The sequence below is a fragment of the Tessaracoccus pujii genome (assembly GCF_055326215.1).
Map to the genome: position 1 here is coordinate 256670 of NZ_JBUZNP010000003.1, position 20748 is coordinate 277417.

Genomic DNA, 20748 nt, shown 5'->3' on the forward strand with positions numbered 1-20748 from the left:
TGCTGGTGTGTCAGGGGCGACGGGGACGGTCCACGTCCACGAAGTCCACCCGGACGCTCTCCTTGCCGGCCAACGCCGCGACCACGGTGCGCAGAGCCTGCGCAGTGCGACCTTGGCGGCCGATCACCTTGCCGACGTCCTCTGGGTGCACCCGCACCTCGAGGAGGCGCCCGCGCCGCAGGTCCTTGTCCTTGACCGACACGTCGTCGGGGTTCGACACGATTCCGGCGACGAGGTGCTCAAGGGCTTCCGCGAGCACGATCAGGCCTCTTCTGCAGGAGCCTCGGCCTCGTTGGCCGCGGCCTCGGGCTCGGACGCCGCCGCAGCGGGCGCGGTCGCAGCCTTGGCGGCGGCCTCGTCAGCCTTCTTCTTCGCCTTGGAGATCGCCGGCGCTGTCGCGCCGCTGTCCTCGGCGAGGGCCTTGGCGAACTCGGCCTCACGGTCACGGCGCTCCGGCTGCGGATCGATGCCCGAGGGCGTCGTGTCGCCGCTGAACTTCTGCCAGTCACCACTGCGCTTGAAGATGGCGACGACGGCCTCGGTGGGCTGGGCGCCCACGGACAGCCAGTACTGGGCGCGCTCGGAGTCGACGCGGATCACCGAGGGATCGTTCTTCGGGTGGTAGAGGCCGATCTCCTCGATGGCCTTGCCCTCCCGCTTGGCGCGCGAGTCGATGACGATGATGCGGTAGTGGGGCGAGCGGATCTTGCCGAGCCGCTTGAGGCGAATCTTGGTTGCCACGGGTGTGGTTCTCCTGTGATGAAAGTGTCTGCCGGGCAGACGATGTGGATGGACGCACGCGACGTGTGGGGCACGCCGCGCACAAACCTGAGGGACCTCGAGGCTCGGATGAGAGGGCCCGGGCAAAGAGGTGCATCAGACATTCTGCCAGATCCACCGGCGACGGCCAATCCGTGCGAGACGCCGACGTAGCATCGGGCCCGTGGACATCTCAGAATCCGGGTTCGAGGCCCTCGTCGAGGAGGCCCTCGCTGCGCTGCCCGAGCAGCTGGTCACCGGGCTCGACAACCTCATGTTCGTCATCGAGGACGAGCCGGAGGACGGCTCGGACTCACTCGGCTGGTACGAGGGGACAGCCCTGACCGAGCGGGACCAGTACGGCTACGGGCAGCTGCCGGACCGGATCGTGCTGTTCAGTGGACCCCTGGGCCGGATGTGCGCGACGGAGGACGAGCTCTACGAGGAGATCTGGGTCACGCTGCTCCATGAACTGGGCCACTACCACGGGATCGACGAGGCCTCGCTTCATTCGCTGGGCTGGGGCTGACCCTCAGCCGCAGACGGCCGAGAGGTCCCCGGAGTACGCCAAGGGCTGGGTGGCCCGGCAGAAGACCGGGCTCAGCACGGGCGCCACCCCCTGCGATCCGTGGACCGCGGGCGCCACACCGAAGGGCCGCTGCACTCCCAGAAAGGCCTCCCAGGCGCTCGGCTGACGGACCGCCTCGACCCGCGTGTCGTCCGGGTCGAGCCCGGCGGCCTCAGCGGCATGACGGAAGAACTCGTCGCGGCCCAGTACCCCGTCGATCAGCCCGTGGGCCTCTGCCCTGGACCCGTCGTAGAGGTGCGCCCCGATCTCTGAGCGGATGGTCGCCTCGGGAATGTCTCGATGCTCGGCCACGTGGCCGATGAAGTTGTCGTACTCGTTGGCGAGTCCAACGGTGTACACGGCGCGTTCCCCGGCGGTGATCGGCCGGTACGGGTTGCCGAAGTCCTTACCCTCGCCCTGCGAGAGGTACTCCCGGGTGATGCCACCGGTGGTGGTGACGCCGGACTCGAAGAGCGTGCCACTCGTGGCGACGACCCCCGAGTACTGGTCGAACGGGCCGAAGATGACGCCGATGGACCCCACCAGCGCGCCGTGGCCCGCGATGATCTCATCCGCGGGCGCGGTGGCGTACACGCCTCCGGAGGCAGACATGGAACTGACATGTACCAGGACCTTCTGGCCCGTGCGCTCCTGGTACCGGACCACGGCGTCGCTGATGGCCCTGGAGCCGCCGATGCTCCCGCCGGGCGTGTTGACCAGCAGCACCAGGCCCCCCGCGTCGTCGGCCGTGAGTCCGTCGATCTGGGTGGCGATCTCGTAGCCGTAGGACCCCACCGACAGGAGCGCGCCGTCGGAGGCGTCCGCCAGGATGGGGCCGGTGATCGGGATGGCCCTCAAGGACTGGCTGCCGCCGCCCCAGATGGTGGCCAGTTGGGTGGTGGCGGTGCCGCCCGCCGTCGACACCAGGGTCAGTGAGCCGACCAGCGCCATGCCGCCCAGGACGAGAGCCAGCAGCAGCGACGCGGCTCCCAGGCCCAGACCGATACCGCTGCCGATCCCGAAACCGCGGCCGAAGCCGCTGCCCCGCTTATGAGTCACGCCGGCGTGCGGGAAGGGGGTCGGGGGCAGGGGCGCGGAGGGCAGATCTGGTGATCGGTGTTCCACGCTGGGCGGCGGGAAGGACGGGGTGGGGTCGGTCACAGTGGGCCTCCTTGAGTCCCCGCCAGGGTACCGACTCAGCGGACCACCCTGCCGCGGAGCACCATCGCCAAGGGGCGCCGGAGTGTGGAGAGGTCCTCGCGCGGGTCCGCATCCAGCACGATGAGATCCGCGCTGGATCCGGCTGTCAGACAGTCCGCCCCCAGCCATTGCCGGGCGCGCCAGCTGGCGGCACCGAGCGCGTACTCGGTGCCCGCCAGTTCGGCGAGCGCGTCTACCTCGTCACGGATCCTGCCGTGCTCCACGACGGAGCCGGCGTCGGTGCCCGCGAAGACGGGCACCCCGGCCTCGATGGCGGCTCCGATGGTCTGCTTCCGCCGAGCGTAGAGGTCCATCATGTGGGAGTAGTAGCGGGGGAACTTCTCCCGTGCCGGTGTGGCGTACATGGGGAAGTTGTCCAGGTTGATCATGGTGGGCACCAACGCCGTCCCCCGCTCGGCCATCTGGGAGATTCCCTCGTCCGAGAGACCCGTGCCGTGCTCGATGCAGTCGATCCCCCCTGCCACGAGCTCGTGGACCGCCTGCTCACCGAAACAGTGGGCCGTGACGCGCACCCCCTCCTCGTGCGCCGCCGCGATTGCCGCCGCGGCGACGTCGGCCGGCCACAGCGGTGCCAGGTCACCCACTTCCCTGTCGATCCAGTCCCCCACGAGCTTGACCCATCCGTCGCCGTCACGGGCCTCGTGCCGCACCTGCTCGACGAGGTGCTCGGGTTCCACCTCGACGCCGAGGTAGCGGATGTAGCGCAGCGGGCGCGCCACGTGGCGCCCGGAACGGATGAGGCGGGGTAGCTCCGGCGTAGCCTGCACCCACCGGGTGTCCGACGGGGAACCGGCGTCCCGGATGAGCATGGTCCCCGCCGCCAGGTCCGCGCGGGCCTGCCCGCGTGCAGCGTCCGCGCTGACTGCTCCCCGGGGGCCGAGGCCGATGTGGCAGTGCGCGTCCACCAGACCCGGGATCACCCAGGCGTTGGTCGCAACGGTGAGGGCGCCGGCCACCGGCTCGGACGTCAGCATTCCGTCGCTGATCCACATCTCCCGGGCCTCGGCGTCGGGCAGGAAGACGCCTTGCAGGTGCAGCGCTGACGTCATGACGGCTCCTCGGATGTGACTGACTAGAACTTCGGCTTGTTCTCGTTGAACATCTTCTGCAGCTCCGGGGGCAGCTGGAACTCGTCCAAGGACTGCGGGATCTCAGCCTGCGCGGGTCGCTGCTGCGCGGGCTGCGGCCGGACACCCTTGGGGCCACGCCGCTGCTGCTTCTTCTGCTGCTGCTTCTTCTGCTGAGCCTTGCGGCCGGCCCCCACGGCGGGGGCGCCGGGCATGCCGCCCATTCCGGGCAGGCCTCCGCCGGCCATCGCCTCCATCATCTTGCGGGCCTCGACGAACCGGTTCACCAGCTTGTTGACCTCGGCCACCTGAACCCCCGCCCCCTTGGCGATGCGCGCCCGCCGGGACCCGTTCAGGATGGCCACGTCGTCGCGTTCCCGGGGGGTCATCGAGTAGATGATGGCCTCGATGCGATCGATCTCCTTCTCGTCGATCTCGTTGATGGCCTGCTTGAACTGTCCTGCCCCCGGCAGCATGCCGAGGATCTTCGACATGGGTCCCATCTTACGGAGCTGCTGCATCTGTGAGAGGAAGTCCTGGAGCCCGAACTTGTTCCTCCCCATCAGCTTCTCGGCTGCGGCCCGGGACTCCTCCGCGTCGAAGGTCTTCTCCGCCTGCTCGATGAGGGTGAGGACGTCGCCCATGCCGAGGATGCGCGAGGCCATCCGGTCCGGGTGGAACATGTCGAAATCGGTGAGGCCCTCGCCGCTCGAGGCGAACATGATGGGCTTACCGATGACCCGCACGATGGAGAGCGCCGCGCCACCGCGGGCGTCACCGTCGAGTTTGGTGAGTACCACGCCGTCCACGCCCACGCCCTCGTCGAAGGCCTTGGCCGTGTTGACGGCGTCCTGACCGATCATGGCGTCCACCACGAACAACGTCTCGTGCGGTCCCACGGCGGCCTTGATGTCCGCCGCCTGCCGCATCAGCTCCTGGTCGATGCCGAGCCGGCCGGCAGTGTCGACGATGACGACGTCGTAGAGCTTGGCCTCGGCGTGGGCGATGGCCCGGCGCGCCACCTCGACCGGGTTCCCCACGCCATTGCCGGGTTCGGGCGCGAAGACGTGCACACCGGCGCGCTGGCCCACGATCTGCAGCTGGTTGACGGCGTTGGGACGCTGCAGGTCTGCGGCCACCAGGAGCGGCGCGTGCCGCTCGCTCTTGAGCCAGTGCGCGAGCTTTCCGGCCAGTGTGGTCTTGCCCGCTCCCTGCAGGCCGGCGAGCATGATGACCGTCGGAGGCCGCTTCGCGTACCGGATGGCCCTGGTCTCGCCACCGAGGATGGTGACGAGTTCCTCGTTGACGAACTTGATGATCTGCTGTGACGGGTTCAGGGCCTTGGAGAGCTCGGCTTCCAGCGCACGGCCCTTGACGGCGGCCACGAACTCCTTGACCACGCCCAGGTTCACGTCGGCTTCGAGCAGGGCGATGCGGATCTCGCGCATGGTCGCGTCGATGTCCGCCTCGGTGAGCCTGCCCTTGGAGCGCAGCCCCTTGAACACCGACGACAGCCGGTCTTGCAGCGTGTCGAACACTAGTTTGAGCCCTTCGCAGATGACTGAACCGCACCAGGATACCGAGGCGCGGCCCTGACGCGCTCCCACGCACGGGAGCACCCCCCCACCGGACAGCGGGCCGCAGGACCGTTAGGCTCCTGCAGGAGTGCACACGCATCCGGTGAAAGGACGCGCCCATGAAGATCGGCATCCCCAACGAATCCCCCGGGACCCGGGTGGCCGCCACCCCCGTCACGGTGGCCACCCTGCTGAAGCTCGGCCACGACGTGGTGATCGAGTCGGGGGCCGGCACGCTCGCGGCGCTGCCCGACGCGGCGTTCGCCGAGGCGGGGGCCACCGTCGTCGACGGCTCCGAGGCCTGGGCGGCGGACGTGGTCGCCATGGTGGGCGAACCGTCGCCTGCCCAGCTGTCGCGGCTGCGTGCGGGACAGCTGGTCATCGGCTTCCTGCACCCCCGCACCGGCACCGAGCTGATCGAGGCTCTCGCAGAGCGGGGAGTCACCGCCCTGTCGATGGATATGGTGCCGCGGATTTCGCGCGCCCAGTCCCTGGATGCGCTCAGCTCCATGGCCAACATTGCCGGCTACCGCGCGGTCATCGAGGCAGGACACGAGTTCGGCCGCTTCTTCGCGGGCCAGGTCACCGCGGCCGGCAAAGTGGCCCCCGCGAAGGTGTTCGTCATCGGCACCGGCGTGGCGGGTCTGTCCGCGATCGGCACGGCCGGCAGCCTGGGCGCGGAGGTGACGGCCACGGATGTGCGTCCCGAGACGGCCGAGCAGGTGGAGTCCATGGGAGCCACCTTCCTGAAGGTGGCCGACGACGACCAGGGGGTCTCCTCCGATGGCTACGCGAAGGCCACGACGGCGGACTATGCGGCGCGCGCCGCCGAGCTCTACGCGGAGCAGGCCCGCACGGTGGACATCATCATCACCACGGCCGCCATCCCGGGCCGCCCGTCACCGAAACTGATCACCTCCGCCATGGTCTCCTCGATGCGGCCGGGCAGCGTCATCGTGGACCTGGCGGCGAGCGGCGGTGGCAACTGCGAACTCACACGCCCCGGCGAGTCCTACGTGACGGACAACGGGGTCCACATCGTCGGCTACACGGACCTGGCGAGCCGCCTGCCCGGGCAGGCGTCCCAGCTCTACGGCACCAACGTCGTCAACCTGATGAAGCTGCTGACCCCCGCCAAGGACGGTCAGATCTCCCTCGACTTCTCCGACGAGGTCCACCGCCAGATGACGGTGGCGCACGACGGGGAGGTCACCTTCCCGCCGCCTCCCATCGAGGTCTCCGTCGCGCCGGCGGCCGCTCCCAGACCTGCGATCGTGCCGGCCTTCGCTGCGACGCCCGAGCCTCCGAACCAGTGGGCGCGGTTCCGGATGGTGCTGATTCTGGTGGCGGCCTGGCTCACGCTCACGCTCGTCCTCCCGGGCGGCTTCCTCTCCAGCATCCTGGTGTTCGGGTTGGCCTGCGTAGTCGGCTACTACATCATCTGGGGCGTGCAGCCCGCTCTGTACACCCCCCTGATGAGCGTCTCGAACGCCGTCTCGGGCATCACCATCGTCGGCGCCATCACGCAGCTGACGTCAGACCAACTGCACGTGCAGTTGCTCGCGTTCCTGGCCATCGTGCTGGCCGGCGTCAACTGCGTCGGCGGCTTCGCCATCACCCACCGCATGCTCGCCATGTTCCAGAGGAGTTGATCGGTCATGCTCACCACCATCGTCTATGGGGCCTACATCGCGGCCGCCCTCCTCTTCGTGCTCGGTATCGTCGGCCTGGGCCGGCAGGACACCGCCCGCAGCGGGAACGCCTACGGCATCGTCGGCATGACGCTCGCCGTCGCCGCCACGATCGTCCACACGTTCACCTCGGCCTGGAACACCACCGGCTTCATCCTGCTCGTCGTCGCGGTGCTGATCGCCTTCGCCATCGGCCTGCCCTATTCGGCACGGGTGGCCATGACCGGGCTCCCCGGCCTCGTCGCGCTGTTCAACGCCTTCGGCGGCCAGGCCTCGGCGCTGGTCGGCATCAACTCCGCGCTCGGCGTCGAGCGATACCCGGCGTTGGCAGATCAGATCGTCCACGGCGTCGTCGTGTGGCTCGCGGTCTTCGTGGGCGCGCTCACCTTCTCCGGCTCCGTCATCGCCTGGGGGAAGCTCGGTGGAAGGATCACCTCGAAACCGGTCATGGTTCCGGCGCGCCCCGTCGTCATGGCCGCGCTCGCGGCCGGCGTGATCGGCTCCCTGGCCTGGCACCTGGTCACTCCGAACCTCTGGGCCCTCCTCCTCACCCTGGCGCTCGGATACGTCTTCGGCATTCTCATGGTCATGGCCATCGGAGGCGCGGACATGCCTGTGGTGGTCAGCTTCCTCAACTCGTTCTCCGGCTGGGCCGGTGCCCTCTCCGGGTTCGCCATCGGCTCCGAACTGCTCGTCGTGGCCGGCACCATCGTCGGGATGTCCGGCATCATCCTGTCCATCGTCATGGCCCGCGGTATGAACCGCTCAATCACCAACGTCCTGCTCGGGGGTTTCGGCACCGCGGACTCGACGGGAACCCAGGTGGCGCTCCTCGACGCCGACGGCAACCCGCGCCGGGCCATCAGCGCCGACGCCGAGGAGGTGGCCGGCTGGCTGAGGGATGCGGACTCGGTCATCATCGCCCCCGGCTACGGCATGGCCGTGGCGCAGGCGCAGCACCCCGTAGCCGAGCTCACCCGGCGCCTCATCGCGCAGGGCAAGACGGTCCGCTTCGCCATCCACCCCGTGGCCGGTCGCCTCCCCGGACACATGAACGTGCTGCTGGCCGAGGCGAAGGTCCCTTACGACATCGTCCTGGAGATGGACGAGATCAACGACGACTTCCCGCGCACTGACGTGGTGCTGGTCATCGGCGCCAACGACACCGTCAACCCCGCCGCGATGGAGCCCGGCCTACCCATCTCCGGCATGCCCGTGCTGCATGTCTGGGAGGCGCGTCAGGTGGTGGTGTTCAAGCGGTCGATGAGCGCCGGCTATTCCGGCGTCGAGAACCCGCTGTTCTTCCACGAGAACACCGCCATGCTGTTCGGGGACGCCAAGGCCACCGCCGATGCGCTGGTCGCGGCTGTCGCGGTACCCGCCTAGTCGGCTCCGGTGGGCAGGACCACGCTCAGCACCCAGGTGTCGCCCTCAGCGGTGGCGGAGAACTGTCCCCCCAGGAGGTCGACCCGCTCCCGGATGCCCGCCAGCCCGTAGCCGAGTGACAGCACCGAGGAGCGGCGGCGGACCGGCATCGCGTTGGCGATCCGCAGCGTGACCCTCGGCCCCAACACCTCCAGGGAGAGGGCACAGGTCCCGTCGCGCCGTCCGTAGCGCAGGATGTTGGTGACCCCTTCCTGCATGACGCGGGTGAGCGTCCGCAGTGTGGGCGCGGGGAGCTGGTCGGACGACGGGTCGACGGTGACGGACACGCGGAAGCCATTGTCGCGGAGCGTCTCGGCGAGAACCCCGACCACGGTGGAGGGCCGGACGAGTGCCCCACCACTGTCGTCGTCCCCGGCGCCGGCCATGATGCGGCTGAGGAGATCCATCTCCTCCTCGGCACCCTTGGTCGAGCGCTCCATCCGGTCAAGAGCCGTCCGCAACTCCCCCACATCGTCGCTGTCGCCGTAGGCCATCGACTGGAGCGCGGCCACGGAGAGGTGGTGAGCCACCACGTCGTGCAACTCGCGGGCCAGGAGGTTCCGTTCCTCGGTACGGATGCCCTCGGCCGTGCGGCGCAGGCCGTCCATCTCCTCGAGGTGCCTCCGGCGCGTGACGATGAAGTGGCGGGCCGCGATCAGCGCAGGCAACGCCGTCAACACCACTGTCGCGACCAGTGCCCGTTCGTGGGCTGCACCCATGTCGGCGGCGATGGCCACGAGGACTGCCAGCGAGGACGTCGAGCCGAGGGCCACGGCCACCCAGCGTTGGTTGACGCGCGCGGCCTGCCACGAGGCCACCACCAGGACGGCCGCGAGAGCCAGATCGTCCGAGTGTGCGGTGTGGAGCATGCCGATCACTGCGGCGGTGGCTGCCGGCGTTCCCACCATCGGCCACCACAGGAGAAGCCCCGCCGCCACGAAGCCCGATGTCTCCCAGACCACTTCCCATGGGACGCGTCCCTCCCCAAGTTCCAGGGGCATCTCCGAACCCACGCTCAGTGCCCCCAGCGTCATCGCCATGGTGAGCGCGCCACGCAGCGTCCCCCACGTGAGCCAGCGCCGCCACCCGGTCCGCTTCGACTGACCCCGATCTAGGGTCGGGTCGAACGCGGGAGGAAGATCCAGCCGGACGTGACGCGTGGCGCCGGCGCGGACCATGCTGAGGCCGCCGCCCAGCGCCTCGGCACGCTGCCGGAGCCGGTCCATGCGATGGTCGTGCGGGGTGTGCGCCACGGATGCCGCTGGATAGTCGGCATCCAGGCTCACCCAGCCACGCCGGCGATCCACCCTGACGCCCACTTCGGCGCCGGCCGCGTCGTCCAGGAGCACCGAATCGACGATCTCCTCCATCACCTTGGTGACCGTGGTCTGTGTCACGCGCGACATCGCGTCCACCTCTCCCGGGAGGGTGATGGATGCCCGCACGCCAGAGTCCTCAAGGCGCTGCCTCAGCGCCGTCACGGTCGCGGTCGCGGCGGGGCCGGTGAGGGACTCGTCAATCCCGTCCGCGGTCGGATCCTCGCGGAGCATGCCCACAAGGGCCCGAACCTCCACGAGCGCGCCGAGGCACGACTCGTTGACCTTCGCGACAGCGGCCCGCATCGCCTCTGGCGCAGTCTCGCGCCTGGCGGAGGCCAGAACGGCGCTGCTGTCCGCCAGGCGCACCGTCACGAGTGACCGCAACTCCGAGGCGAGCCGGGCCCGCTCCTCCGTGCGGATTCTTGATGCATCGTCCTCCATGACCTGCACGCGCCCCTGCCCGCGCTGCCGGGCCACCATCAAGACGCGCAGCCCGAGCCCACCGAGCGTCCCAAGAAGAATGAGTGCGACATACGCCACGATGAGGCTCCAGGAATCCGCCTGGGCGCTGCGCAGTGCGGCGTAGGCCAGGACGATCATGACTACGGCCACGCTCTCCGCACGCCGGGCGACCGCGATGAAGGCAGCGGGAACCAGGATCGGAATGAGGAGATCGGCTTCCATCGCTCCGAAGCCGAGCGTCAGCCCCATCGGGACCAAGGCCAACGCGAGGCCGGCCCTGGGCCGCCACAGGAGGATGACGCACGCTAGCGCCTCAGCGATCTGCGCCGATAGGGATATGGGGCTGTGCCAGCCCGCTCGCTGCCAATCCAGCAGATTGCCGAGCGCCCCGAAGGTGACGGCCGCGGCCAGCACGTAACGGGAAGCCTTGATGAGGCTTCCTGACTCGCCCACAGGACTGTTCACTCTTGGTCGGGTTCCGATCCGCTAGCCATGAAACACAGAACCTCTGGCCCAGACGGCTTGCGTCCAGACCAGAGGATTACCACACCTTCAGGTCAGCGTGGGTGGCAGAGGGGGAACCACGGGATGAGCGAGCAGTAGAACTCCGTGCTGACGGCCTCGGTGCCGCCGCCGAGACGCTGCGGGGCGCTATCGCCCTTGGGGGCGGCTGCTGCGGCGGGAGTGATGGCGATGGCGAGGACCAGGCCGGCGACCAAGGTGCGGAGCTTCATGGGGTGTCCTTTTCTGCAGACGTGTGCACGCCAATCCAACCTCACCCCCCACTTCGGTCGGTATTGACTAATGGCCAAACAATTTCTCCGAGAAGACGCTGCCGGAGTGTCCAAACCGGACGCAGGTAGGGTGATGCAATGAGCACTACTCGCCGCATCCTGGTGGTTGACGACGACCCCATGGTCCGTGAGGCCTATCGTATCTTCTTCGCCCGGCAGGCGGGTCACCAGGTGGTCGGCGAGTCGCGCGACGGCAGGGAGGCCGTCGACGCCTACCGCAGGCTCAGGCCGGACGTGGTCTTGATGGATCTGCAGATGCCGGTGAAGTCGGGGGTGGACGCCACCCGCGACATCTGCAGGGAGTGGCCCAAGGCCTGCATCGTCGCACTCACCACCTTCGGCACCCGCGAGTACATCGTCGCGGCGCTGCGCGCCGGCGCCTCCGGGTATCTGCTCAAGGACGCGGGAGGCCCAGCGATTCTGGCGGGCATCGAGCAGGCCGTCGCGGGCGAGATGCCCCTGTCCGCCGCCGTACGCAAGGAACTCGTGTCCACCATGAGGGATACACCCGACGTGAGCCGCACTGCGTTGCCGGATCCGGGGCTCGCCCCCCGGGAGAAGGAACTCCTCCGGTGGCTGGCCGAGGGTCTGACCAACCAGCAGATCGGCGCGAAGATGTTCGTCTCAGAGGGCACGGTCAAGCAGTACCTCTCCCACATCGGGGAGAAGATGGGGCTCAAGTCGCGCACTCAGATCCTCGTGAGAGCGATTCAGCTCGGCGTGGTGGATCCCTCGGTGATGGACCCGATCACCGGACGTTGAGGACCGCTGCGAGGCGTTGCCTCGGCCGCTTCTAGCGCAGCCCCCCGCGGACAAGCGTGGCGACCCTGGGAACGCTCATCCCGGTCACTTCCAGGAGGGCCCGCTCCATCGCCGTGTCCTCCTCTGCGAGCTCCATGATGCCGAAGCTCACAGCGGTGTCCGCCACCTGCTGCAGGGTCAGCCCTCGCACCATGAGCGTCACACCCCGATCCGAGATCCGGGGTGTGACGGAGGCCCCCATGCCCACCAGCACGTCGTAGAGTTCCGCCTGTCGCTCAGCCCTGAGACGGACGGAGGGCTTGCCACGCTCGACGATGAAGTCCTCCACCGAGGTGTCCGCGATCAGCCGCCCGGAGCCCAGGACCAGGAGGTTGTCTGCGGCCTCTGCCATCTCCGTGAGCGACTCGCCGGCCACCAGAACCGTCTTGCCGTGCGCCGCCAGGCGGCGGAGGACCTGACGCATCCATCGCGCGTCCTCAGGGCCCAGGCCGCGGAAGGGGTCGTCGAAGACGTAGTGGTCCGGGTCTCCCAGGACGGCGGCCGCCATGGCCAACCGTCGGCGGGGGCCAGCCGGAAACAACCGCACGCGATGGTCTGCGGCCGAGCCGAGCCCCACCATCTCCAGAACCCGGTCCACGCGGTCTGCGTTGGCCGCGCTGGCCGCTGCCACCGCCCGGAGATGCTGCCTGGCCGAGCGACCGGAGAAGGCCCATCGTCCACCCGGCAGTGATCCGACGGTGTTGAGTGGCCGCTCGAGCGAGCTGTAAGGGCGGCCGTTGATCAGCGCGGAGCCTGTCGAGGGACGCTCCTGGCCAAGGAACATGCGCACGACGGTGGACTTGCCGGAACCTACAGGGCCCACCAGCGCTGTGACGGACCCGGGTTCGACGCGGAAGCTGACGTCCTGGACCAGGGCCCGACGTCCGCAGGTCTTCGTCAGATTCACCGCTTCGATCATGTCCCGATCCTTGCCGGGGGCGGCGCCCGCCGCCATGAACGTTCGTTAGGTTCTGCTCACCCGCGCGAGAAACTGGTCGAAAGTTAGGTCGCGGTCAGTCGCCGAGGATCCCCGTGACGAAGCTGTCGGCGTCGAAGGGAGCAAGGTCGTCAACTCCCTCGCCGAGCCCGACCAGCTTGACGGGCACACCCAGCTCGCGCTGCACCTGCACCACGATTCCGCCCTTCGCGGACCCGTCGAGCTTGGTCAGCACGATGCCGGTGACGTCCACGACCTCGGAGAAGATCCGCGCCTGCGTCATGCCGTTCTGCCCGGTGGTCGCGTCGAGCACGAGAAGGACTTCGGTGACGGCCGCCCGTTTCTCGATGACGCGCTTGACCTTGCCGAGTTCGTCCATCAGTCCGGTCTTGGTGTGGAGGCGCCCAGCGGTGTCCACGATCACCACATCGGCCCCGCTGTCTGCTCCGGTCGCCACCGCATCGAATGCGACGGAGGCCGGGTCCGCACCCTCCTCGCCCCGGACGGTGGTCACGCCGACACGCTCACCCCACGTGGAGAGCTGCTCGGCGGCCGCGGCTCGGAACGTGTCCGCCGCACCGAGTACCACGGAGCGCCCCTCGGACACCAGCACGCGGGCCAGTTTGCCGACGGTGGTGGTCTTTCCGGTGCCGTTGACGCCGACCACCAGCACCACGGCCGGATCTCCATCGACAGTCGGCGTGAGGTTGAGGGAACGGTCCAAGGACGGATCGACGAGGTTGAGTAGCTCGTCGTGCAGGACCTGCTTGGCGTGCGTCGGGTCCGCCACGCCGTCCAGCGCGAGGCGACGGCGGAGCGCCTCGGTCAGTTCGGTCGCTGGGCCCACGCCAAGGTCCGAGGTGATGAGGGTGGCCTCGAAGTCGTCCCAGGTGTCGGCGTCGATCCGGTCCACGGAGAGCAGGTCAGCCAGGGCGCGCGCGAGCGCATTGTTGCTGCTCGACAGTCGACGGCGCAGGCGCGCCCACCGCGACGCCGCTGCCTCTGGATGATCGAGCGCTGTGGCCGACGGCGCGGAGTACTGCGTTGCGGGGGCCTCCCCGGGGACGCGGGGGGCGGGCATCGCCTCCTGTGCGGCATCCGGCCCGGTCCGAAGGCCTGGGACGCCGACGACGTCCGGCTCATGCTCGGACGTCAGCTCTGGGCGATGCTCATGCTCCAGTTGCCGCCGACGATCCAGCGCGACGACGATGCCGCCGATGAGCATCGACAGACCGATGATCGCAATGATGACCCAGAAGAACCAATCCACGGGCTCATCCTAGCCAGGGGTTCAGCCGGCGCGGTTGTCGAGCCTCTCGAGGAACTTCGGCACCGCACCGTTGCCGTTGAGATGGCGGTTGGCCTCGTCGATCGCGCGGCCGAACCTGGCGTCCTTGACCTCGAAGCGTCCGGCGGACACGGCGACGACGATGAGGAGCGCGACGGCGAGAACGAGGATCAGCAGGACTGCGAACACGGCAAAACTCACTGGAGACTCCTTTCGGGAGGACTGGGGAAGTGACCTCCATCATGCCGAACGCCCGGCGGGGCCGGTTAATCGGTCGGCGCGCCGCCCACGGGCGACCATCCCAGTGTGCGCGTCATCGCTCGTGCAGCCTCTGCGACACGACGGTCGATATCCCATCGCCTCGCATGGTGACGCCGTACAGCGAGTCCGCGATCTCCATGGTGCGCTTCTGGTGCGTGATGATCAGGAGCTGAGAGGAAGCCCGCAGCTCCTCGTAGATTGCCAGGAGCCGGCCGAGGTTGGCGTCGTCGAGCGCCGCCTCCACCTCGTCGAGGATGTAGAAGGGGCTGGGGCGCGCGATGAACAGCGCCACCAGGAACGCGACCGCTACGAGCGAGCGCTCTCCGCCCGATAGCAGGGAGAGCCGCTTGACGTGCTTACCGGCCGGCCTGGCCTCGACGTCAACGCCAGTGGTCAACCAGTCCCCCGGATCCGTGAGGACCAGGCGGCCCTCCCCCCCGGGGAAGAGCCGGCCGAAGACGTCTTCGAAGCTCTTCTCGACGTCGCGGTAGGCCGACTCGAAGACCTCCTGCACGCGGCGGTCCACCTCCCCCACGATGTCGAGCAGGTCGATCCGGGTCTGTCTGAGATCATCCAGCTGCTCCGCCAGGAACTGGTGGCGGGCCGTCATGGCATCGAACTCCTCCAGCGCCAACGGATTGACCCGGCCCAGCACCGCCAGGTTGCGCTCTGCCGCGCGCAACCGTGCTGTCTGTTGCGCCCTGTCATAGGACAGTGGCTCCGGCTGGTCGTCGTCATCAGTGAGCGCTGTGCCGTCCGGGCGGGTCAGCACGGGCACCGGGTTGTCCGGTCCGTACTCCCCCACCAATTGCCCCGGCTCAAGCCCCAGTTCGGCGAGCGCCCTGTCCACGAGGTGTTCGACGCGCATCCGGTGCTCGATGCGCACCATCTCGTCGCGGTGTGCGCCCCGGACCACCTCGTCCAGACGGGCGGCCGCGGCCTTGGCTGCGTGTCGGGCCTGGGTGGTGCCCGACTCGGCCTGGCGACGCGAGGCCTCCGCGGAGTCCCGTGAGGTCGCGGCGCGGCGCCTGGCGCGCTCAACCTCCACGGTCAACGCCAGGGCCGCCTCGTGGACCACGCGTGCCACCTCCGCCTCGCGCCGCACGTGATCCGCGCGTGCCTTGGCCTTCGCCAGAGACTGCCGCTCGTGCTGGGCTGCGCGGGCCAGTGCTTCCGACCTGCCGGCGATGGCTTTGACCTGCTCCTCGGCCGTCCGCATCGCCAATCTGGCGTCCATCTCCGCCTGCCTGGCCTGCCTCGCCGCGGCGGCCTTGTCGTCGCGCTCGGCCGGATCCGGCTCGGCCACATCCCCTTCGGCTGAGGCCGCCTCCAGCCGGGCTGTGAGCTCCTGCCGCTGCTGCTCGTCCCGTGAGCGCGCGGCCTGGGCCGCCGTGATCGCCTCCGCGAGCCGCTCAGCCTCCCTGAGCGCCGTGGATTGCCCCTGCCTGTGGGAGTTGAGTTGTTCCGCCACCGCAGCCAGGTGCGCGTCGGAGGTGTGCAGCTCAGCCAGTGCGGCGCTCTCGTGCCGCCTGGCATCCTCCAGCCTGGCCTGGAGCTGCTCCACGGCGAAGCGGATCCGGTCCGCCTCGTGGCCGCATTCCGTCAGCGCCCGCTCCGTCTCCGCCAGTTGGGCCTGCACCTCGAGCAGCGAGGGCGCAGCGGTGGAGCCACCCTCGACGAGCCAGGACGAGAACAGGTCCCCTGAGCGGGTGACCGCGACCACATGGGCGTGCTCGGACACCACCGCGGCAGCCTCCTCGTGGGTCTCGACGGCGACGGCTGACCCGAGAAGCCGGTCGAGGGCTCCCGCCAAGTGGTCGGGGGCCCGCACGAGGCCCTGCAACGCAATACCCACCGTGGGGTGTCCGCCGTGGCGCGGCGCCCCAGCCACGATGAGAGGCGCGCGTCCCAGTTCCTGGTCCGAGAGGAACCTCGACGCCGCCACCGCGCCGTCGAGCCCTTGAACGACGATGGCCTCCGCCATACCGCGCAGCGCCGCGGCGACCGCGGCCTCCCACCCCGGATCGACGTCGAGGAGATCGCTCAACCGGCCGATCACGTCGTCGTGGCCGGCCTCGAGAAGGTCTGCGGATCCGTCCCGTCGTTGTGTCATGAGCCGAAGCGCCTCGACGCGTGCGTCCAGCGCCGCGCGACGTCGCCCGATCTCGGCGTCCTCCTTCCGGAGCGCCTCAGCCTGCATTTCGAGCTCCTGGACCGCCTCGGCCGCGCGCTCAAACCCCTGGTCCAGATCTGATTCGGACGCGCCGAGGCCGGCGAGCGAGGCCTCCGCGTGGTGATACTTCCGCGACGCCTCCTCAGCGCGGGCGAGGGCCTCGTCACGCCGGGCGATGAGCCGCTGCACCTCTTCCTGGGACGCGTCCAGCCGGGACGTGATCGCGTTGACGCGTCCGTTCAGCTTGGCCAGGCCCTCGCGGCGGTCCGCGATGGCGCGCAGCGCGGCGCTGTAGGCCTGCTCTGCGGCGGCGTGCTGCTGCTCCGCGCCCGTGCGTCTCAGCGAGGCGTCGACGAGCAGCCCTCGGGCATTCTCCACGTCGGCCATCAGCGCCTCCTCCCGTGCACGGAATTCGGCTGCCTCCGCCTCCAGCGCCTCGGGGTCTCGTCGACCGACGTCGAGGGCCGGCTGATTCTCGCCTGCGCGCATGCGTTCGGCCGCGATCGACACCGTCGTGGTGATCCGCTCCCGTAGGCCGGCGAGCGCGTACCACTGCTCCTGCGCGGCGTCGAACTCCGCCGCGGCCTCCCGGAGCCGCCGCTCGGCCGTTTCCTCCGCCTCGAGCGCGGCGGCAACCGCCTCTTCGGCTCTGGCACGTGCCTCGGCGGCCGCCGCCTCGTCGGCCAGCTCCGCCGCCAACTGCGCCTGTGCGGCGGAGAGGTCGTCCGCCAGCAGCCGGGCCTTGGCGTCGCGCAGTTCTGCCTGGACGACGGCGGCCTTCCGAGCCGCCTGCGCCTGACGGCCCAACGGCTTGAGCTGACGCTGCAGCTCGGCCACGAGGTCACTGAGGCGCTCGAGGTTCGCTTTGGTGGCCTCCAACTTCCGCAGCGCCTTCTCCTTGCGCTTGCGGTGCTTGAGGACCCCGGCGGCCTCCTCGATGAAGCCGCGCCTGGACTCGGGCGTGGCCTGCAGGATGGCGTCGAGCTGCCCCTGCCCCACGATGACGTGCATCTCACGCCCGATCCCTGAATCGCTCAGCAGTTCCTGCACGTCGAGCAGCCGGGCGGCCGTGCCGTTGATGGCGTACTCCGAGCCGCCGCTGCGAAACATCGTGCGGGTGATGGTCACCTCGGCGTACTCGATGGGGAGCGCCCCATCGGAGTTGTCGATGGTCAGTTCCACCTCCGCGCGCCCCAGCGGTGCCCGCTTGGTGGTGCCGGCGAAGATGACGTCCTCCATCTTTCCCCCGCGCAGGGTCTTGGCGCCCTGTTCGCCCATGACCCAGCTCAACGCGTCGACGACGTTGGACTTGCCCGACCCGTTGGGACCGACGACGCACGTGATTCCCGGCTCGAACACCAGCGTGGTGGCCGAGGCGAAGGACTTGAAGCCGCGAAGGGTGAGCTGCTTGAGGTACATGCCAGGTCTAGGCTGCCTGGACCGGTGGCCTGGCGGTCCGGATGGAGCGGAAGGTCCAGAACTTGTTGAGCAGGAAGCTCACCGGAATGGTGAAGATGATCATGATCAGCTGCGCCCAGTAGAGCTTGGTGCGCAACCCGCTGGAGTTGTCGAACACGTCGCTGGGCAGCGCCAGCGGCGACTGTTCCCACATCAACAGCGTCAGGAGGACCATGCCGATGCCCTGCGCGACCAGCCCGACGGTGAGGAACGGCCAGTACTCCCGCCACCAGCCGGAGTGGCGGTGGGACACGAACGTCCATCGTCGGTTGAGCTGGAAGTTGACCAGGTTCGCCACCATGAACGCCACCATGCTCATGACGTGATACCACCGGATGTTGAACTCGGTGCCGGGAATGGCCCACCACGCCCCGCCGCCGTGCGCCGCGCCCGGCCAGATGAGAGGCAGCCCGTGGCGCTGAACCCAGATGGCCGCCATGTTGACCACCACCCCGAGTCCGCCGACGGTGCCGAACCGCAGAAACTGCCCGATGGAATTGCGATAGCGCTCGACTATTGACCTGATCACCCGCGCTCCTTCCGTGCCGGCTGGCACCTCGGACAAAAGTAGCTGCTGCGGTTCATGAACGGGCGCCGCGCGATGGGCGTGGCGCAGCGTGGACACGGCTGGTCCTCGCGTCCGTAGGCGGCCAGAGAGCGGGAGAAGTAGCCGGACCGGCCGTTGACGTTGACATACAGCGCGTCGAAGGAGGTGCCGCCCTCGGCCAGAGCCTCGACCATGACCGTGCGGGCCGCCCTCAGGACGCCCAGTGCCTTCGCGCCGGAGAGCTGGTCCGTGGGGTGCTCGAAGTGCAGCCTGACACGCCACAGCGACTCATCTGCGTAGATGTTGCCGATGCCCGAGATCAGCCGTTGGTCCAGGAGGGCCCGTTTGATGCCCGTCCGCCTGGTGCGGAGGCGGGCCGCCACGGCTTTCTCGTCGAAGTCCGGGTCGAACGGATCGAGCGCGACATGCGGCACCGGGCACGCGGCCGCACCTGGCCGCCAGTCGAGACCACCGAACATCCGTTGATCGATGAACCTCAGCTCGCTGCCGTCGTCGAGACGGAACAGCAGCCTGGTGTGCGGGGCCAGCTGCGCACCGGGCACGTCTACCCTGAACTGACCGCTCATGCCCAGATGTACCACCAGCGCGTCGTCGCCGAGCACCCACCACAGGTACTTGCCCCGACGGCGCACTGCGTCGATCCGGCGGCCCGTGAGGTCCGCGACGAGGGCCTCAGGGCCGGCGGGATGGCTGCGCACGGGCCGTGGATGCAGCACGGTGACCTGCTCGATTCGACGGCCCGCCGCGTGCGTGCTGAGGCCGAGCCTGACGACCTCCACTTCGGGCAGTTCAGGCACCAGTGAGCACCTCGCACGCCTCGCGTGCGGCGATCTGCTCGGCAAGCTTCTTGCTTGGGGCCACGCCTCGGCCCAGGGGCCGCTCGTCCACCACGACCACGGCACTGAAGGTCCGCTGGTGGTCCGGACCCTCGCCAGTGATCTCGTAGCGGGGCAACGGCCAACCGCGATGCGAGCAGATCTCCTGCAGGGAGGTCTTGTGGTCCGCGTAATCCCGGCTCCGCTCGGCATCCTCGATGCGCTGGTCGAGGTTCCGGTGGACGAACCTCTCAGCTGCATCGGGACCGGCGGAGATGAACACGGCGCCGATGACCGCCTCCATCGTGTCCGCGAGGATGGAGGTCTTCTCCCGGCCCCTGGTCGAGACCTCGCCCTTCCCGAGAAGGAGGTGGTCTCCCAGATCCAGCGTGCGGGCCACGTCTGCCAGCGCTACCGCGCTGACGACGCGGGACCGCAGTTTGGCCAGTTGCCCCTCCGGGAGCTCAGGGTAGGTCCGGAAGATGTGCTCCGTGACGACGATCTGCAGCACCGCGTCGCCGAGGAATTCCAGCCGCTCGTTGGACTCGATGCCGCCATGTTCATAGGCGTAGCTGCGATGGGTGAAGGACAACTCGAAAAGCTGGGCGTCCACTTCGACGCCCAGCTCCTTCAGCTGGTCCTGCAGCCTGCTCATCCTGACGTGACCCCCGCGCGAGCGGTCTCCTCAGGACACCGTCCCGCCGGTGCGGGGGACGCCCCGCGCTCAGCGGGAACGGGTGTAACTCAGGCCTCGAGGACCTGGCGGCGCTGGCCGCGGGGTCCGTACTGGCCGCAGGCAGCGCATGCGGTGTGCTGCAGGTGCGGCTCGCGGCATGCCGGGTTCGCGCACACGACGGTGGGGACGACGGTCGTCTTCCACTGCGCACGGCGCGAACGGGTGTTGCTGCGCGACATCTTCCGCTTCGGAACGGCCACGGTCTTCTCCTCTGTCAGGAACTTCTCGAAAATCTGCTCAGCTGGGTGTGTCCCCGCCAAGCCCGGTCAGCTTCTCCCATCTGGGATCAATCTGCTCACCGTGGCCGTGCTCGGGATTGTCGTTGAGAGGGACTCCGCATTCGGGGCAGAGGCCCAGGCAATCTTCCTCGCACAGGGGCGTGAACGGCAACTCGAGTACCACGGCGTCACGCAGGGCCACTTCGAGATCGATCGTGTCATCAATGATGAGACTCTCGTCCTCGTCCATCTCGTTGCCGGGATAGAAGTAGAGCTCCTGCACATCGAAGGAGGTCTGCTCCTTGATGTTCTCCAGGCAACGGGAGCACTGGCCGTGGAGTTCCACGGTTGCCGTACCCGTCACCAGGATGCCTTCGGTGACCGCTTCGAACCGGAGATCCAGCTCTATATCGGTGTCCTGTGGTACCCCGATCACTTCGGTGCCAAGGTCCGCAGGCGCTGGTACCGTCGTGGACACCTGTCTCATCGTCCCGGCCCGTCGCGACAGCTCGTGCATCTCGAAAACGAGCGGCGAGCGGCGATCCGGGTGGGGATGCACGGGTGACACGTCGGATTCCCTTCGTCTGACCGTCCCATGACCTCGTCATGA

20 protein-coding genes are annotated in these 20748 nt (G+C 68.8%); 4 read left to right on the forward strand and 16 right to left on the reverse strand.

Features of this window, described 5'->3' with window-relative positions:
* Nucleotides 1–10: 10 nt before the first annotated feature.
* Complete coding sequence (locus tag ACZK5N_RS05485; RefSeq protein ID WP_459019314.1) at nucleotides 11–259, reverse strand: RNA-binding protein; 249 nt, start codon at nucleotides 257–259, stop codon at nucleotides 11–13.
* A 2-nt stretch (nucleotides 260–261) separates the two neighbouring features.
* Entirely contained in the window at nucleotides 262–741 is a 480-nt protein-coding gene (gene rpsP, locus ACZK5N_RS05490) for a 30S ribosomal protein S16 (RefSeq protein WP_459019313.1), read from the reverse strand.
* 202 nt (nucleotides 742–943) lie between these two features.
* Here rpsP and ACZK5N_RS05495 point away from each other — a divergent pair, with 202 nt between their 5' ends.
* The gene (locus tag ACZK5N_RS05495; protein ID WP_459019312.1) at nucleotides 944–1288 is read left to right on the forward strand and encodes a metallopeptidase family protein; all 345 of its coding nucleotides are present in this window, start codon (nucleotides 944–946) and stop codon (nucleotides 1286–1288) included.
* 3 nt (nucleotides 1289–1291) lie between these two features.
* On the opposite strand, the gene ACZK5N_RS05500 is transcribed toward ACZK5N_RS05495, so the two are convergent.
* The 3 genes from ACZK5N_RS05500 to ffh are packed head-to-tail and all read right to left on the reverse strand — an operon-like array spanning nucleotide 1292 to nucleotide 5153.
* Nucleotides 1292–2488, reverse strand: a complete 1197-nt coding sequence (locus ACZK5N_RS05500; protein ID WP_459019311.1) for a S49 family peptidase — start codon at nucleotides 2486–2488, stop codon at nucleotides 1292–1294.
* Nucleotides 2489–2523: 35 nt separating this feature from the next.
* A complete protein-coding gene (locus ACZK5N_RS05505; protein ID WP_459019310.1) occupies nucleotides 2524–3597 on the reverse strand; it encodes an amidohydrolase family protein in 1074 nt (357 codons plus the stop codon).
* 23 nt (nucleotides 3598–3620) lie between these two features.
* A complete protein-coding gene (gene ffh / locus ACZK5N_RS05510; RefSeq protein WP_459019309.1) occupies nucleotides 3621–5153 on the reverse strand; it encodes a signal recognition particle protein in 1533 nt (510 codons plus the stop codon).
* Nucleotides 5154–5311: 158 nt separating this feature from the next.
* Here ffh and ACZK5N_RS05515 point away from each other — a divergent pair, with 158 nt between their 5' ends.
* Nucleotides 5312–6844 (forward strand): Re/Si-specific NAD(P)(+) transhydrogenase subunit alpha, encoded by a 1533-nt coding sequence (locus ACZK5N_RS05515; protein ID WP_459019308.1) that lies wholly within the window; start codon nucleotides 5312–5314, stop codon nucleotides 6842–6844.
* A gap of 6 nt (nucleotides 6845–6850) precedes the next feature.
* Nucleotides 6851–8269, forward strand: a complete 1419-nt coding sequence (locus ACZK5N_RS05520) for an NAD(P)(+) transhydrogenase (Re/Si-specific) subunit beta (RefSeq protein ID WP_459019307.1) — start codon at nucleotides 6851–6853, stop codon at nucleotides 8267–8269.
* Here ACZK5N_RS05520 and ACZK5N_RS05525 read toward each other — a convergent pair.
* Nucleotides 8266–10542 carry a sensor histidine kinase gene (locus ACZK5N_RS05525; RefSeq protein WP_459019306.1) on the reverse strand — a complete coding sequence of 759 codons (2277 nt, stop codon included), beginning with the start codon at nucleotides 10540–10542 and terminating at the stop codon, nucleotides 8266–8268. The two genes, ACZK5N_RS05520 and ACZK5N_RS05525, sit on opposite strands and share 4 nt — an antisense overlap.
* Nucleotides 10543–10646: 104 nt before the next feature.
* On the reverse strand, nucleotides 10647–10823 hold the full coding sequence (locus tag ACZK5N_RS05530) for a hypothetical protein (protein WP_459019305.1): 177 nt from the start codon (nucleotides 10821–10823) through the stop codon (nucleotides 10647–10649).
* Between the two features lie 138 nt (nucleotides 10824–10961).
* Between ACZK5N_RS05530 and ACZK5N_RS05535 the strand changes: the two genes are divergently transcribed.
* Nucleotides 10962–11645 (forward strand): response regulator, encoded by a 684-nt coding sequence (locus tag ACZK5N_RS05535; RefSeq protein WP_459019304.1) that lies wholly within the window; start codon nucleotides 10962–10964, stop codon nucleotides 11643–11645.
* Nucleotides 11646–11676: 31 nt separating this feature from the next.
* On the opposite strand, the gene ACZK5N_RS05540 is transcribed toward ACZK5N_RS05535, so the two are convergent.
* From ACZK5N_RS05540 to ACZK5N_RS05580, 9 genes are all read right to left on the reverse strand, one after another.
* Nucleotides 11677–12603, reverse strand: a complete 927-nt coding sequence (locus ACZK5N_RS05540) for an ATP-binding cassette domain-containing protein (protein WP_459019303.1) — start codon at nucleotides 12601–12603, stop codon at nucleotides 11677–11679.
* A 94-nt stretch (nucleotides 12604–12697) separates the two neighbouring features.
* Nucleotides 12698–13846 carry a signal recognition particle-docking protein FtsY gene (gene ftsY / locus ACZK5N_RS05545; RefSeq protein ID WP_459020366.1) on the reverse strand — a complete coding sequence of 383 codons (1149 nt, stop codon included), beginning with the start codon at nucleotides 13844–13846 and terminating at the stop codon, nucleotides 12698–12700.
* Between the two features lie 66 nt (nucleotides 13847–13912).
* Nucleotides 13913–14110 (reverse strand): hypothetical protein, encoded by a 198-nt coding sequence (locus ACZK5N_RS05550; protein ID WP_459019302.1) that lies wholly within the window; start codon nucleotides 14108–14110, stop codon nucleotides 13913–13915.
* A gap of 112 nt (nucleotides 14111–14222) precedes the next feature.
* A complete protein-coding gene (gene smc, locus ACZK5N_RS05555) occupies nucleotides 14223–17762 on the reverse strand; it encodes a chromosome segregation protein SMC (RefSeq protein WP_459019301.1) in 3540 nt (1179 codons plus the stop codon).
* A gap of 7 nt (nucleotides 17763–17769) precedes the next feature.
* Complete coding sequence (locus tag ACZK5N_RS05560; protein WP_459019300.1) at nucleotides 17770–18330, reverse strand: GtrA family protein; 561 nt, start codon at nucleotides 18328–18330, stop codon at nucleotides 17770–17772.
* Nucleotides 18327–19166 carry a bifunctional DNA-formamidopyrimidine glycosylase/DNA-(apurinic or apyrimidinic site) lyase gene (gene mutM / locus ACZK5N_RS05565; protein ID WP_459019299.1) on the reverse strand — a complete coding sequence of 280 codons (840 nt, stop codon included), beginning with the start codon at nucleotides 19164–19166 and terminating at the stop codon, nucleotides 18327–18329. The genes ACZK5N_RS05560 and mutM overlap by 4 nt, the downstream gene beginning before the upstream one ends.
* Entirely contained in the window at nucleotides 19159–19839 is a 681-nt protein-coding gene (rnc, locus tag ACZK5N_RS05570) for a ribonuclease III (protein ID WP_459019298.1), read from the reverse strand. The genes mutM and rnc overlap by 8 nt, the downstream gene beginning before the upstream one ends.
* Nucleotides 19840–19928: 89 nt before the next feature.
* Nucleotides 19929–20120, reverse strand: coding sequence for a 50S ribosomal protein L32 (gene rpmF, locus ACZK5N_RS05575; RefSeq protein WP_459019297.1), 192 nt, complete (start codon nucleotides 20118–20120; stop codon nucleotides 19929–19931).
* 37 nt (nucleotides 20121–20157) lie between these two features.
* Nucleotides 20158–20706, reverse strand: a complete 549-nt coding sequence (locus ACZK5N_RS05580; protein ID WP_459019296.1) for a YceD family protein — start codon at nucleotides 20704–20706, stop codon at nucleotides 20158–20160.
* Nucleotides 20707–20748 lie beyond the last annotated feature (42 nt).

Coding starts and splice junctions, on each gene's coding strand:
- ACZK5N_RS05505 (WP_459019310.1), bottom strand. CDS start 3,597: ATGACGTCAGCGCTGCACCTGCAAGGCGTCTTCCTGCCCGACGCCGAG.
- ACZK5N_RS05515 (WP_459019308.1), top strand. CDS start 5,312: ATGAAGATCGGCATCCCCAACGAATCCCCCGGGACCCGGGTGGCCGCC.
- ACZK5N_RS05520 (WP_459019307.1), top strand. CDS start 6,851: ATGCTCACCACCATCGTCTATGGGGCCTACATCGCGGCCGCCCTCCTC.
- ACZK5N_RS05530 (WP_459019305.1), bottom strand. CDS start 10,823: ATGAAGCTCCGCACCTTGGTCGCCGGCCTGGTCCTCGCCATCGCCATC.
- ACZK5N_RS05535 (WP_459019304.1), top strand. CDS start 10,962: ATGAGCACTACTCGCCGCATCCTGGTGGTTGACGACGACCCCATGGTC.
- ACZK5N_RS05540 (WP_459019303.1), bottom strand. CDS start 12,603: ATGATCGAAGCGGTGAATCTGACGAAGACCTGCGGACGTCGGGCCCTG.
- ftsY (WP_459020366.1), bottom strand. CDS start 13,846: ATGCTCATCGGCGGCATCGTCGTCGCGCTGGATCGTCGGCGGCAACTG.
- smc (WP_459019301.1), bottom strand. CDS start 17,762: ATGTACCTCAAGCAGCTCACCCTTCGCGGCTTCAAGTCCTTCGCCTCG.
- rnc (WP_459019298.1), bottom strand. CDS start 19,839: ATGAGCAGGCTGCAGGACCAGCTGAAGGAGCTGGGCGTCGAAGTGGAC.